Here is a 14,139-nt window from a genome sequence, read left to right on the forward strand (position 1 = left end):
GATGCTATTTATTACTTAGACTTTTTGAGTTATGTATGCTACAATGATTTCGAAAAGTTAAACCAAAAGAGGTGAGAAGATTTTTTCTTCTCATCTCTTTTTTAGGTGCTTGAATTTCTATTTGGTAATAGCTATAATTGTCGTAATTTATGTTGAGACGGGTGAATTTATGGACTTTTATACATTAACATATCTTCAGGAACAAAATAATGTAGCACAATTTGTCCAATATGGAATTGTTGTAATTATCTTTTTAGTTCTAATTGTAGCGACAATTTTGTATATAAAAGATAAATTTCAAACTAAATATCGTGATTTAAGTATTATCATGGCACTGATATTACTTTTTATGGCAGGAATAAACTTTACTGAATATCAAAATGGCAGAAATACAAGTGTTCAAGCTGCAGAAGCAACAACTTTTTTGAAATCTATTTCTGAGGAATATCACGTTAAAAAAGATCAAGTTGCTATTAACGCACGTGGATTATCAGATGGGATAATTGTGAAAATTAATAAAAAATTTTATAAAGTCAATTTAAGTTCTGATCAAACTAATTATGTACTTGTTCGGACACATCTTATAAATCAAAAAGTTAAGATACATAGATAGAGGTGAAGAACAGAATGGATTATTATTTACCAATTATTATTAAATTTGTATTGGGACTATTGGTATTTATTTTACAGATAAATCTAACAGGTAAAGGAAATTTAGCACCTTCGACTGCTTTAGATGCTGTTCAAAATTATGTACTTGGTGGAATTATTGGAGGAGTAATATACAATGAAAATATCACTATTTTACAATTTGTTATGGTTCTGATTGTTTGGACTATAATCGTATTAACTCTAAAGTTCTTTAAAGATCATAATCGTTTTATTCGTAATATCATTGATGGACAACCGGTAACTTTAATTAAAAATGGCAAAATTAGAGTAGAAGAATGTTTAAAACATGGGATATCAGCAAATGATTTAATGTTCAAGTTAAGAAACAAAGGGATTTATGAAGTTGCTAAAGTAAAAAGTGGAATCTTAGAACAAGATGGGCAGCTAACGGTTATTGAATTTAGTGATAAAGATCATGTTCGTTATCCGCTTATAAGTGATGGACAGTTAAATGTTGATGTATTGGAACTTATTAACTAAGATGAAGAATGGTTAATAGGTAAATTGAACAAAATAGGTTATAAAGATTTAAGTGAAATATACATAGCTGAATATGTAAACGGTGACTTGCGTATTGTAAGTTATCCCAAATAGAGATCGTACATTTATCGTATAGAGATAATTGTACGATTTTTTAATTAAACTTCACAAAAAATTCAAAAAACTATCACGGAATATTTATGTATAAATGATATTGACAAAATAGCGTGGGGGGAGGTAGAATGAGGGTGTTATATAGGTACCATATAACATTCCGATTAGGAGGGATAAATTATATGTTTTCTAAGAATAATAAAAAAATGATAGCAGAGCGTAGTGCAGAGAGAACTCTCAAATACGGTCTAGTAAAATTAAATGTGGGGTTAGCATCTGTCTTATTAGCAACAGGTTTGACATTTGCTGGAGGCCAAGCTGCTAGTGCTGATACAGTTACAACAAATACTGAAGCACAAACAACAGAAGTAGCACCAGGCCAAAATGATGCAGCAACATCAACAACAGAAACAACAAACAAGGCTGATGCAGCAACACAAACAGAAAACCAAGGCCTTACAAAAGAATCAGCAACAGAATCTTTGAAGGATGCTAAAGCTACTCAAGATAAGGCACAAGGTGAAGTTACAGAAGCTACAAAGAATGTAGAAGATGCAACTACTGTTCGTAACGATGCAAAAGATGTTGAAGCATCTGCTCAAAAAGACTTAGATGCTTCACTTCAAGCAAAGAAGGATATTCCAGCCGCAACAGACAAAGTTAAAGAAGATAGTGCAGCTTTAGATAACGCAAGAGATGATGTTGATAAAGCACAAGATAACACAGAAGTTGCTAGAGAAGCAGAAAATACTGCAGTCGTAAATGAAAACGTTACCCAAGAAAAGGTTAATGCACAACAAAAGACTGTTGATGACTTAAAACCAGCTGCTGATCAAGCAACTGCAGCACAAAATACTGCAAAAGCAGCAGATGACATCGTTTCAGATCAAGCTGCAATCCAAAAAGATACAGAAGATGAAGCAAACTTACAACAAGTTGTAAAGGAAGCTCAAACAACTGTAAATAACTTAGTAGAAACAGCTCGCCAAGCTGCTGAAACAGAAACTCAAGCAGTTGACGCTTTGAAGAAAGCAAAAGAAGCAGAAGTATCTGCTCAAACAAATGTTGATGCTACACGAACAGCATTGAAGGATGCTACTGCACAAGCAGACAAAGATAAGGCAGCATTAGAAGAAGCTCAAAAAGCTGGTGATGCAGCAAGAGCTACTGTTAAGGGATGGGAAGATAAGATTGCTCAATGGCAACAATTCCTTGTAGACGAAAAGGATACTTCTTCAAGTGAACACTTAAATAACTTGAAGAAAGGTATTGCAGCTATGAAAGTTCGCTTAGGTCAAGCACAAGATGCAGTTGCAGAAGCTCAAAAGGCTATTGATTCTGCATTAGATGTTTATGGTGCAAGCCGTGCTAAGCAAACAAAAGCTGAAGAAACTTTAACAAAAGCAAATGCTGCATTAGCAATTGCTAAGATGTCAACAGCTGCAGCACAAACAAAAGAAAAAGCAGCAGCTAAGAGCAATGCTGAAGCACAAGCAGCTCTTGAAGCAGGTAAAGCTGCATTAGAAAAGAGCCAAGCTGAATTAGCAAGTGTACAAGACAAGTTGGCTGCAGATAAGGATAAATTAGCTGCAGATCAAGCTAAGTACAATGACTTAAAAGCACAAAACAATTTTGCTGATGACGAAGATGTTGCAGCAGCGCAAGCAGCAGTAGACGAAGTACAAACAGCAGTAGACAAAGTTCAACCAAATGTTGACAAGGCAAATCATGCTGTACATGCACAAGAAAAAGTTGTTAAAGCAGCACAAGCAGCAGTAGATGAAGCACAAGCAAATCTAGATGCTGTAAGTGAAAAATTAGCACAATGGAAACAAGCTCTTGTAGACGAAAAAGACACTGCAACAAGTTACCACTTAGATAACTTAAAGAAGGGTATTAAAGCTCTTACAATCCGTCAAGGACAAGCACAAGATGCATTGAAAGCTGCTCAAGAAAACTTGGCAAACGAACAAGCTAAATTAGCTAAGTTCCAAGCAGTTCAAGCAAAGAATCAAGCAGCATTGGATTCTGCAAATGAAGCTTTAACAAATGCTAAGAATACATTAGCAGATACTGAAAAGAAGAATGCAGACTTTAAGGATGCTTTGGCAAATACACAAGCAATCAAAGATTACGAAGCAGCAAGTGCTACATTAGCTGAATATCAAAAAGAATTAGCTAGTGCACAAGAAGCAGTAGCTAAAGCTGAAGCAACATTTAACGAAGCACAACAAAAAGAAGATGCAGCTAAGGCAGCTTATGAAACAGCTAAAGAAACATACTTAACTGATAAAGCTAAGTTACAAGACTTAGAAGCTTTAGCAGCTAAGGAAGATGAATATGTTGTAGCATTTGAACAAGCTTCTGATAAATTGAACGAAGCACAAGCAGCTCTTGATGAAGCTCAAAAAGCATTACAAGATAAGAATGCAAGCTTGAGTGTAGCAAATGGCGAAGTTAAGTACTGGGAAGGTGTATTGGCTGCATTAGAAAGCAAGCCAGCTACATCTGATGAAGGTACACAAACAGACAAACCAGATACAGGCAAGACTGATCAAGGTACACAAACAGAAACAGATACAGATACAGATACAGATACAGGCAAGACTGACGAAAACGCCAATAAAGGTGAAGAATCAGGCAAGACTGACGAAAACGCTAATAAAGGCGAAGAATCAGGTAAGACTGACGAAAACGCTAATAAAGGCGAAGAATCAGGTAAGACTGATGAAAATGCTAATAAAGGTGAAGAATCAGGCAAGACTGATGAAGTTGCTAATAAAGACAACAACGAACCAGCTAAGACTGCAGACGAAGACAAAGTTGTTGTAAACGACGTTAAGAAAGTTGCTACAACACCTGAAAAGAAAGTTGAAGTTAAGGCAATTGCTAAGAAAGCTGAAGCTCCAAAGGCTGATGCTAAGGCAGCTACACTTCCACAAATGGGTGAAAAAGACAATAACGAAGCAGCTGTAGTAGGTCTAGGACTTGCAGGCGTTGCTGGAGCATTAGGTTTAGGTGTCTTGAATAAAAAACGTTCATAATTATTAGCTGTTATAGATAGTTATTTAATTTGAAAGTTTGAGTTATATCAGAAAAATGAGTGAAGATAATAGATAAATTTGGGGAAATTTGTCGATTGATCGGATAGAAACTCTGTATAGAGAATGATTACTATATAAGTATTAGTAATCATTAATTAAATATAGAAAACAATAACTATTTATTTTTACTTCTATCAAGGAATGTTATTGTATAGATACATTTTAGAGATAAATAATTAGTTGCAGTTTTTGGAACCGGTATGAGCTATAAACTAGGGAGAATTTATAGCAAGTACCGGTTTTTATTATGGCTAGCATTAGGTATTTGAACGTATTTTTGTTACAATTAAAAATAAATGTCTAAAGAAGGTTTTAAATATGACGATTTTTCAAGAACGTAGAAATAGGTTAAGAAATTTAATGTCACAGATGAGTGTCGATGCATATTTGATAACTAACAGGTTTAATATTTACTATCTAAGTGGTTATACAGGCGATGATGGAGTAGTTTTAGTTACTGAACAAAGTGCATATATTATTACTGATAGTCGATTTGAAGAACAAATAAAAACAGAAAATCCTGATATAGACGTAATTATTACACGTGATTATTTGGGCGAAGCACTTAATGTTGTGGCTAAGGAAAATTGTGTAGCTTTGGCATTTGAAAGTACTTTAGATTATGAATCGTTTGATTATTTAGATGAAAATGCAAGTAGTGATGTAGTAGCTTTAACTAAAGTAATTGAAAAAATGAGAGCAGTTAAGGATGAAGATGAAATTTCGACGATAAGAAAAGCTTGTCAACTCTCAAGAAAAGGTTACGAACATATTTTAACTAAAGTACATGCTGGTGTGACAGAAAAAGAAATGGCTTTAGAACTTGACTATTACCTAAGGAAAAACGGAGCTGCAGAAGCATCGTTTGAAACTATTTTTGCTAGTGGAGATCGAACAGCTTTACCTCACGCTACCTATTCTGATAAAAAAATTGCTGAAGGAGAACTGGTAACTTGTGATTTTGGATATTATTTCAATCACTACACTTCCGATATAACAAGAACTTTTGTAGTTGGTAAAGCAAGCGATGAAATAAGAAAAATATATGATATTGTTAGAGTAGCTAAAGAAAAAACAATTGAGGCAATTAAAGCAGGTATTAGTTCAAAAGAATTAGATGAAATTGGTAGAGGATATATTAAGGAACAAGGGTACGGAGAATACTTTACTCATGGTATGGGACATGGAATAGGCTTAGATATACATGAGTTACCTAATATTAGCTATAGTTATCCAGATGTCTTAGAAGCCGGTGAAATAGTCACTATTGAACCTGGTATCTACATTCCAGGATTAGGTGGAGTAAGAATTGAAGATGATATCTTAGTTACGGAAAAAGGATATGAAAATTTAACTAACTTTAAACAGGATTTGATAGAAATCAGTAATTAAGAATGAAATTATTAAAAATATCTTATGAACTAAAAATAATAACTGACAAATTAAGATGTTCATGATATTATTTAAAAAGAACAACCGTATAATAAATAATTAAGTGTTAGGATGGACATTTTAATGGAAAATAAAAAATTACACATTGCATTGTTATTTGGAGGAAACTCATCTGAACATGACGTTTCAAAACGTTCTGCACACAATATTTATGATGCTCTTGATAAAGATAAGTATGATGTATCTGTCTTTATGTTTACTAAAAAAGGTTTCTTGCTTGGTAATAAAGACTCTATGCGTATCTTTGACGGAGAAAATGAAGATGATGTTGTTGCAGAAGTTATCAAAGATGTTGATTTCTCCAACCCATTGGCAAATATCCAAAATTTAGCCGAAGTTAAAGATGTTGATGTATTTTACCCTGTTATCCACGGTAACATGGGTGAAGACGGTACAGTTCAAGGATTATTCCGTTTATTAAACAAGCCTTGGATTGGTAGTGGTGTTGCTTCTTCTGGTGTTTCATTTGACAAGGATTTGACTAAGAAATTACTTACTTTGAATGGAATCAGAAATACAAAGTATGTTTTAGTAACTCCAGAAAATAAAGCTGACTATCCATACGCTAAAGTAGCTGAAGAATTAGGTGAAACATTATTTGTAAAACCTGCTCGTCAAGGTTCTTCTGTTGGTATTCATAAAGTAAGAAATGAAGAAGAATATAATGCTGCTTTAGAAGATGGTTTTAAGTATGATTACAAGATTTTAGTTGAAGAAGCAATCAAGAATCCACGTGAAGTTGAATGTTCAGTACTAGGTAATCGTGATATCAAGGCATCCAAGTTAGGTGCAATCCGTATTCCTGAATCAGATGATTTTTATGACTACAACAATAAATTCGTTGATGCATCTGGTGTGGTATTTGAGATGCCTATCAAGTTACCAGAAAAATTAACTAAAGAAATCCAACAAATGTCCTTAGATGCATTTAGAGCATTGGATAACCGTGGTTTAGCTCGTATGGACTTCTTAGTTGATGAAAATGATGTTCCATACTTTGGTGAAGTAAATACTTTACCAGGCTTTACAAACATTTCCTTATATCCACAATTATGGGAAGTTTCAGGCATTAGTTATAGCGAATTAATTGATCAATTGATCCAATTAGCTATTGATGAATTTAATGATAACGCTAAGATTCACTATGACTTTACAGAATTAGGAACAGAAAAAGTGGGTAAGAAGATTATCGGTGAATAATCTTATATAATATTTTAGAAGCAATCATGGCTAACAAAGCTATGGTTGTTTTTTTATAGTAAAAACAGAACTTATTTTCGTTTTTGTGCTAAAACTTTAAAAAGTTAGCGTATAATAATATAATGAGATTTTTGATAGAAGGTGAGCTTAAAATGAAATGTGCATGGATTTATGGAGCAGATCAGTTAATGATAGATTATCATGATAAGGAATGGGGACGTCCTTTACATGATGAAAGAGGACTATTCGAACTTTTATGTTTAGAAGGATTACAGGCAGGATTGAGTTGGAAAATAGTACTGAATAAAAGAGAGTTTTTAAGGGAAGCATTTGATAATTTTGAAGTTGAAAAGATTTCACAATATACTCTTGATGATGTCGAAAAATTATTGACTGATCCTAAAATAATAAGAAATAGACGAAAAATAGAAGCAATTATTAATAATGCGAAAATAGTTAATGCGTTACATGAAAGAAATGAATCATTGGATAGTTTTTTCTGGGGAATAATTGATAATCAGCCAATTATTAATAATTTTAAGAATCCGGAAGAAATACCTACAAAAACTAAATTATCTGAACAAATTTCTAAAACGTTAAAGAAAATGGGATTCAAATTTGTAGGACCAACGATTATCTATTCATTTATGGAAGCTAGTGGAATGGTAAATGATCATTTGGTAGGGTGTTATGGTCGTAATTAAAAGGACGTGAGATTTTACGCTCACGTCCTTTAGTTTAATATATATTAGTCTTTACGTTGGAATCCTTTACGTTGTTCTTTTGAAAGGGCAGGCTTGTTATCTAAGTCTGTACGAACAACTAAAACATCACAATCAGCAGTTCTAGTTACGTATTCTGTAACAGAACCAATCAACAAGCGTTCAACAGCATTTAAACCAGTAGCTCCAATCATAATTAAATCAGTTCCTAATTCCTTAGGAAGATCCTTAGCAATGATAACTTTAGGAGCACCGTATTCAACAGAGTAGCTGATGTTTTCTAATCCAGCTTCTTTAGCTTCTTTTACGTAACCATCCATTGTCTTACGTGCTGTTTCAGTTACTTGTTCAACCATAGCTGTATCGAAACTTGAGATGTTTTGGAAAGCACGAGTATCAACAACATGTACAAGTTGAAGTTTTGTTTCCTTACCATTACGCTTAGCTACTTCAACAGCTTTTTTAAATGCTAATTCAGCTTCGTAAGAACCATCAATTGGAACTAAAATATTTTTATATCTTTGTAACATACGAATCACCCTTTCTGTAATACCTTTCATATATATTATACTTGATATAGTTTGAAAATAAAAGTGTAAACAGTTACAAAAATATAATTTTATTCAAAATTATTTTATGTAGTTTGCTATTTATTTGTAGTGTTATAGTAAATCAACATAATAAATGAGAGAGAAGCTTCTACAATCGCATCTAAAACTAGGATAATTGAAATAAAAACGATACTTTTAATAATAAAGATAGCAAGTATAGTTAATAACCCTAAAATAATAAGCAAACTTCCCCAGATAGTCATAATAATTTTTAAACTGGGCTCAGAAGTAGGATCAAAAAGTAAGAACTTACGATTGCGATGGGTAAGTAAATAAAATCCAGTATACAAAACAATAACAGCTAGTAAAGCTTCACAAATTATTAATAGTACATCAGTCATAATTGGCCTCATTTCATTGAATAATAGTCAATAAATAAAAAGAGCTGAGACAGTGTCCCAACTCTTTGTCTCCGATGATGCCGTTAATCATCTCTGTAGTTGAACCCGCGTTTAAGCAGGTGGTCCTTCTTGCAATAACTTCAAGTTCTTACGTGAAATAATATACTTTCCATTAAAGATATGAAAGACCAATATTATAAGTGTTCGGTCAACCATACGAATGAGATAACGCGTACATCTCAGAACCTAAGTCAATCATAGCATAATCATATTGATAAAGCAAATTAACTATTTTGGGCATTCTTAAGGCGATGGTACTGCTTTCCTAAACTTTCTTCGTAACGTCCATTTTGTTTAGGACGATAGTATTGCTTGGATTTAAGTTTATCTGGTAAGTATTGCTGTTTAACCCAATCATGAGGATAATCATGAGGATATTTATAATCAATACCATGTCCTAATTCTTTAGCTCCTGAATAATGTGCATCCTTTAAATAATCAGGTATATCACCATAATTCCCAGCTCGAATATCAGAGAGGGCAGCATCGATTGCTGAAATACCGGAATTAGATTTTGGAGATAGACATAATTCAATAACAGTATCAGCTAAAGGAATTCTAGCTTCAGGAAATCCGATTTTTTCTGCAGCTTGAATTGCTAGAACAGTTCTAGTAGCAGCAGGGAGATTAGCCAATCCAATATCTTCATAAGCAATTGTTATTAAACGTCGACTAATTGATGGGAGATCTTCAGCTTCGATTAAGCGTGCTAAGTAGTGAAGAGCAGCATCAACATCGGATCCACGAATAGATTTTTGAAGAGCAGAGATAACATCATAATGTGCGTCACCATCTTTATCTTGAATCAAAGCTTTTCTTTGCATACATTCTTCAATGATTTCTAAAGTAAGTACAATATTCCCTTTAGAATTCTTTGGAGTAGATTTAGCAGCTAATTCTAAAGCATTTAATGCACTTCGTAAGTCTCCATGTGTTGCGATTGCTAGTTGGTGCATAGCATCATCATTAATTTGTAGAGGCAATTCACCTAAACCATCATCTTTATCAGTAATAGCTCGGTTAATTGCTTGAATAATATCGTCTTCATTTAGAGGATGTACTTCAAATATTTGAGTTCTACTTCTAATAGCAGGATTGATTGAAATATAAGGATTTTCAGTAGTAGCACCAATTAGAATAATATGTCCATCTTCTAAATGAGGTAGTAAAAAGTCTTGTTTAGGTTTAGTTAAGCGATGGATTTCGTCAAGTAATAGAATAACTGTACCACTAAACTTGGCTTCTTCAACCACTTGTTCTAGTTTCTTTTTAGAATCAGTTGCTGCATTCATTTTTCTAAAGGCATATTTAGTTGAACCAGCAATGGCACTAGCAATGCTGGTTTTACCAGTACCGGGTGGGCCATACAAAATCATAGATGAAAGTAATTTAGCTTCAACCATTCTTCTAATAATTTTTCCAGGACCGACAAGATGCTGTTGCCCTACAACGTCATCAATATTTTTAGGTCGCATGCGATAGGCTAAAGGTTTCAAAATATCACTTCCTAAATTAATTTATAGATCAAATAGTTTAGATAGAAATCCTTTCTTATCTTCTCTAGGATCATTCTTTTCTTCAGATTTTCTTTCCAAAAGTTCATGGTATTTACTTTCAACATCAATATTTTCAATATGAAGAGCTGATTTAGAAGAACAAATAACAATAGCATTGGCGTCATCATCATGTGAAAAAGAAGCATCAGCTAGATATTCAAATTTAGTATTATTTTCTTTCGAAATTTGAATGATTTTATTAATAATATCAGATGACAATTGCCCATTAATCTTTATACTAAGTTCTTCTTCAGTATTAGATGAAATTTCTTGTTTAATTGCAGTTAAACAAGCATTTTGATTATTTGAAAATTCCTTAAATGTAATAGTTAAACTGACTCTTTCTCTAAAAGTTCCTAAATACTTACGTTGTTCATCAGGGTGTAATTGAGGAGTTCCGTAGAGTCCGTTGTTCAAGTGTTCTTGTAAATTATCATTTGTCATAATTATTCTCCTTTCAAAATAGGGGAGTAGTTAAACATTATCATAATTCTAATTATAAATTTATTAAAACGGATATATAAAAACCCACTATGTTCAAATGAACAATAGTGGGATTAAAAGAGTTATCTCTTTGTTGAGCTAAATATTAACGGTTGTAGAATTCAACAACAAGTGCTTCGTCAATATTTGCGTCAAGTTCTTCACGGTCTGGAAGACGTACTAACGTACCTTCCATCTTGTTTTCGTCGAAGTTAACGAATGGTACACGACCAACAACAGCTTCAAGAGCTTCTTTAACGATTTGTAAGTCCTTAGAACGTTCACGTAAAGAAATTACTTGACCTGGTTCTACTTCGTAAGATGGAATGTCAACGCGCTTGCCATCAACAGTAATGTGACCATGGTTTACTAATTGACGAGCTTGACGACGAGTTGATGCTAAACCTAAACGGTAAACAACGTTATCTAAACGACGTTCCAAAAGAATCATGAAGTTATCACCATGCTTACCTTCACGAATCTTACCAGCTCTCTTGAATAAGTTTGAGAATTGACGTTCTGTTAAGCCATAAGTCATACGTAACTTTTGCTTTTCACGTAATTGCAAACCATATTCAGAAAGACTACCACGACGATCTTGACCATGTTGACCTGGAGCGTATGGACGACGAGATAATTCTTTACCTGTACCAGATAAAGAGAAACCTAAACGACGAGATACTTTCCAGGAAGGACCTGTATAACGAGACATTAAAAATTCCTCCAATAAATTAAAATTAAGTTGGAGTAAAATAATCCGTGTGAACTTAGTATTCGTGCAGTTTATTTTAGACTTTCGCTCTTGCAGCCGAAGAGTTACTAGACGAACTATTATATAGCAATAAACTGTTGACGTTCTTACCGCTCACTGCTGCATTATTTTACACAAAGTGTATCTTAACATAAACAAATTAAAAGTCAACTAATTTATATGTGTTTTAATAAAGTTTTGGAAAATTCGACTAATTCAACTTCATCTTCAGGAGAGAAGCGGGATAAGGAAGGAGAATCAATATCTAATACACCAATAATTTTATCATCCTTAATTAGAGGAACCACGATTTCAGAGTTACTTGCTGAGTCGCAAGCAATATGGCCAGCAAATTCGTGGACGTTATCTACACGTAAAACTTTTTGTTGTTGAAGTGCAGTGCCACAAACGCCAGAGCCATTTTTTATATGCATACATGCAACTTTTCCTTGAAAGGGTCCAAGATGTAATTCATCGTTTGTTTCATCATAAAGATAGAAACCAGCCCAGTTAATATCAGATAAAGATTGATATAAAAGTGCTGAAGCATTAGATAAATTTGCAATGAAATTAGTTTCATTTGTGAGTAATGCATCCAATTGTTGTGAGAGAAGTGAGTTTGTCATATAAAAAGTCCTTTCTTTACTTTTTTGTAATTGAAAAAATATATACCTAAAGTTATATTAATGATATAATTATTATTAGATTTTAAACTGAGATGGGGTTATTTTCAATTAAAACGAATAGCCTACAATATTAATTGACTAATTTATAGATATAGACGATAAGATGTTAGGTGGGAATTTATTATGGTTTTATTTTTTGTGGTTATTGTGGCGGTCGCCATTGGAATATATGTTGGAGTCATATATTTTCAACGATCGTTTAGAAAACAAATAAATGAGTATCAAACTCAGCTTGAAGAATTAAGCAGTAATACTCTAGATAACGAATTAAATAAAATTGAAAAATTACATTTAACGGGTGAAAGTCTACGTGAATTTGAGGAGCTCAAGAAAAGCCATAAGAAACTTACTAACCGTGAGATGCCAGAAATTTCGGAAATGATCTTAGATTTAAATGATTTGAATGAACGTTACAAGTTTATGCAAGAACGTTCAGAGTTATTAGAAGTTGGATCTAAGTTACAACATGTTAAAGAAGAAACTCGTCAACTTGAAGAAGCTGTCAATGAGATGAAAGAAAAATCCGAAGAACATCAAAAAGCTGTTACAGAATTAAAAGATAAGTATCGTGATATTCGTAAGACATTATTGGCTAAGAACTTTTCATTTGGACCAAGCATTGACAAATTAGAAGAAAATCTTTCTAAGTTAGAAGAAGACTTTGATAAGTATGCTAAATTAACTGAAAGTGGAGATTTTGTAACTTCTGATAAGCCTTTAAATCAATTAAAAGAAGATACCGCAAGTATGGAACGTGATTTAGAAGTTATTCCTGGAATCTACAAGAATCTAAAAAACGTTTTTCCTGATCAATTATCAGAGTTACGGCAAGGTGTAGCTCAGATGCAAGATGAGGGGTTTGCATTTGATAAAGATATTTTAGGACAGTTAAAAGATCTAGCAGAACAATGTAGTTTAAATAATAAAAACTTGAAAGAATTACGTGTTGATAATGCTAAAGTCTTAGATGAAGATATTGCTAATAAAATTGATGCTATCTATGAAACTTTAGAAGAAGAATATAAGGCTAAGATTTTTGTACAAAAGAAAATTTCAACCTTTGGTAAGTTCATTGAACATGCTGAAAAGCAAGAAAAGAATTTATTGTTGGATCTAGATAGATTAAAACAAAACTACACACTCAATCATGATGAGATTGAAAGTGCACAAGGCTTAGCGGACAGGTTAAAGGGAATTCGTAGTTGGTATGATCAATTTATTAAAGATGCTGGGACAAAAGCAATCCTATATTCTTCTATTGCTCAGAGAATAGAAATTGATATGCAAGCTCTAACTGATATAGAAAAGAAACAAAAAGAAATCAATGATAGCGTGGCAAGTTTATGGAAAGAAGAGCGCGAAGCACAAAATGCAGTTAAGAATTTTGACTTGGAAATTCACAAAATGAAGCGTGAAATTGAAAAGCTTAACCTTCCAGGATTATCAGATGATTACTTGGATTATTTCTTTAAAGTTAGCGATGAAATCGAAAAATTAGATAAAGATTTAAATCGAGTTCAAATTAATATGGATGAAATTACAAAATCATTGATAAATACTCAAAGTGATTTAGATATTTTGGGTGAAAAGACTGACGAATTGATTTCTAGTTCAATTTTAACGGAAGAAATTTTACAATATTCAAATCGTTATCGAAACAGATATCCAGATGTGGCAGCTGCTTACAACCAAGCAGTACAATTATTTGAGAAGGAATATGAATATGTAAAAGCATTGGATACGATCTCGCATGCGGTAGATAAGGTTCAAGAGGGTGCATCCAAAAAGATTATGGAAGAGTACTCAAAGAATCATCCACCAATGTTTTCTAAATAAAAGTATAGTTAGCTAATTAACAGTAACAACTGCTGATTAGCTAATTTTTTGCTGTTAGAGTAATAATAGTT

12 protein-coding genes, 1 other RNA gene and 1 pseudogene are annotated in these 14,139 nt (G+C 33.1%); 7 read left to right on the plus strand and 7 right to left on the minus strand.

Translation table 11 applies throughout. From position 1 onward, the window contains the following. Positions 1-169: 169 nt before the first annotated feature. The 6 genes and pseudogenes from OZJ21_RS05075 to OZJ21_RS05100 all read left to right on the plus strand — a co-directional run bounded on the left by OZJ21_RS05075 (position 170) and on the right by OZJ21_RS05100 (position 7,726). On the plus strand, positions 170-613 hold the full coding sequence (locus OZJ21_RS05075) for a DUF3290 domain-containing protein (RefSeq protein WP_011476157.1): 444 nt from the start codon (positions 170-172) through the stop codon (positions 611-613). A gap of 14 nt (positions 614-627) precedes the next feature. Then, positions 628-1,266, plus strand: a pseudogene (locus OZJ21_RS05080) (DUF421 domain-containing protein). 182 nt (positions 1,267-1,448) lie between these two features. Next, positions 1,449-4,310, plus strand: a complete 2,862-nt coding sequence (locus OZJ21_RS05085) for a YSIRK-type signal peptide-containing protein (RefSeq protein WP_268857524.1) — start codon at positions 1,449-1,451, stop codon at positions 4,308-4,310. 378 nt (positions 4,311-4,688) lie between these two features. Continuing rightward, positions 4,689-5,762 (plus strand): M24 family metallopeptidase, encoded by a 1,074-nt coding sequence (locus OZJ21_RS05090; protein ID WP_268857525.1) that lies wholly within the window; start codon positions 4,689-4,691, stop codon positions 5,760-5,762. 123 nt (positions 5,763-5,885) lie between these two features. Continuing rightward, positions 5,886-7,022, plus strand: a complete 1,137-nt coding sequence (locus OZJ21_RS05095) for a D-alanine--D-alanine ligase family protein (protein ID WP_003703932.1) — start codon at positions 5,886-5,888, stop codon at positions 7,020-7,022. A 152-nt stretch (positions 7,023-7,174) separates the two neighbouring features. Continuing rightward, the gene (locus OZJ21_RS05100) at positions 7,175-7,726 is read left to right on the plus strand and encodes a DNA-3-methyladenine glycosylase I (RefSeq protein WP_003706473.1); all 552 of its coding nucleotides are present in this window, start codon (positions 7,175-7,177) and stop codon (positions 7,724-7,726) included. 44 nt (positions 7,727-7,770) lie between these two features. Here OZJ21_RS05100 and OZJ21_RS05105 read toward each other — a convergent pair whose 3' ends face one another. From OZJ21_RS05105 to OZJ21_RS05135, 7 genes are all read right to left on the minus strand, one after another. Further along, positions 7,771-8,274 carry a universal stress protein gene (locus OZJ21_RS05105; RefSeq protein ID WP_003703973.1) on the minus strand — a complete coding sequence of 168 codons (504 nt, stop codon included), beginning with the start codon at positions 8,272-8,274 and terminating at the stop codon, positions 7,771-7,773. A 116-nt stretch (positions 8,275-8,390) separates the two neighbouring features. Then, positions 8,391-8,696, minus strand: coding sequence for a hypothetical protein (locus OZJ21_RS05110; protein WP_003700488.1), 306 nt, complete (start codon positions 8,694-8,696; stop codon positions 8,391-8,393). Positions 8,697-8,760: 64 nt separating this feature from the next. Beyond that, positions 8,761-8,945, minus strand: a non-coding RNA gene (gene ssrS / locus OZJ21_RS05115) — 6S RNA. 35 nt (positions 8,946-8,980) lie between these two features. Further along, a complete protein-coding gene (locus tag OZJ21_RS05120; RefSeq protein WP_034997968.1) occupies positions 8,981-10,252 on the minus strand; it encodes a replication-associated recombination protein A in 1,272 nt (423 codons plus the stop codon). A gap of 21 nt (positions 10,253-10,273) precedes the next feature. Continuing rightward, entirely contained in the window at positions 10,274-10,756 is a 483-nt protein-coding gene (locus tag OZJ21_RS05125; protein ID WP_095758816.1) for a YueI family protein, read from the minus strand. Between the two features lie 145 nt (positions 10,757-10,901). Next, positions 10,902-11,507: a 30S ribosomal protein S4 gene (gene rpsD, locus OZJ21_RS05130; protein ID WP_003703954.1), complete on the minus strand. Its 606-nt coding sequence runs from the start codon at positions 11,505-11,507 to the stop codon at positions 10,902-10,904. Between the two features lie 215 nt (positions 11,508-11,722). Further along, the gene (locus OZJ21_RS05135) at positions 11,723-12,172 is read right to left on the minus strand and encodes a GAF domain-containing protein (protein ID WP_003703982.1); all 450 of its coding nucleotides are present in this window, start codon (positions 12,170-12,172) and stop codon (positions 11,723-11,725) included. A 183-nt stretch (positions 12,173-12,355) separates the two neighbouring features. On the opposite strand from OZJ21_RS05135, the gene ezrA reads away from it, so the two are divergent. Then, complete coding sequence (gene ezrA, locus OZJ21_RS05140; protein WP_086200876.1) at positions 12,356-14,068, plus strand: septation ring formation regulator EzrA; 1,713 nt, start codon at positions 12,356-12,358, stop codon at positions 14,066-14,068. Positions 14,069-14,139 lie beyond the last annotated feature (71 nt).

Origin of the sequence: Ligilactobacillus sp. UO.C109, from assembly GCF_026847815.1 — a bacterium.
Lineage (GTDB): Bacteria > Bacillota > Bacilli > Lactobacillales > Lactobacillaceae > Ligilactobacillus > Ligilactobacillus salivarius.

Excerpts from the sequence above, each read along its gene's own strand:
- OZJ21_RS05075 (WP_011476157.1), top strand. The coding sequence starts at position 170 with ATGGACTTTTATACATTAACATATCTTCAGGAACAAAATAATGTAGCA.
- OZJ21_RS05085 (WP_268857524.1), top strand. The coding sequence starts at position 1,449 with ATGTTTTCTAAGAATAATAAAAAAATGATAGCAGAGCGTAGTGCAGAG.
- OZJ21_RS05090 (WP_268857525.1), top strand. The coding sequence starts at position 4,689 with ATGACGATTTTTCAAGAACGTAGAAATAGGTTAAGAAATTTAATGTCA.
- OZJ21_RS05095 (WP_003703932.1), top strand. The coding sequence starts at position 5,886 with ATGGAAAATAAAAAATTACACATTGCATTGTTATTTGGAGGAAACTCA.
- OZJ21_RS05100 (WP_003706473.1), top strand. The coding sequence starts at position 7,175 with ATGAAATGTGCATGGATTTATGGAGCAGATCAGTTAATGATAGATTAT.
- OZJ21_RS05105 (WP_003703973.1), bottom strand. The coding sequence starts at position 8,274 with ATGTTACAAAGATATAAAAATATTTTAGTTCCAATTGATGGTTCTTAC.
- OZJ21_RS05110 (WP_003700488.1), bottom strand. The coding sequence starts at position 8,696 with ATGACTGATGTACTATTAATAATTTGTGAAGCTTTACTAGCTGTTATT.
- OZJ21_RS05125 (WP_095758816.1), bottom strand. The coding sequence starts at position 10,756 with ATGACAAATGATAATTTACAAGAACACTTGAACAACGGACTCTACGGA.
- rpsD (WP_003703954.1), bottom strand. The coding sequence starts at position 11,507 with ATGTCTCGTTATACAGGTCCTTCCTGGAAAGTATCTCGTCGTTTAGGT.
- OZJ21_RS05135 (WP_003703982.1), bottom strand. The coding sequence starts at position 12,172 with ATGACAAACTCACTTCTCTCACAACAATTGGATGCATTACTCACAAAT.
- ezrA (WP_086200876.1), top strand. The coding sequence starts at position 12,356 with ATGGTTTTATTTTTTGTGGTTATTGTGGCGGTCGCCATTGGAATATAT.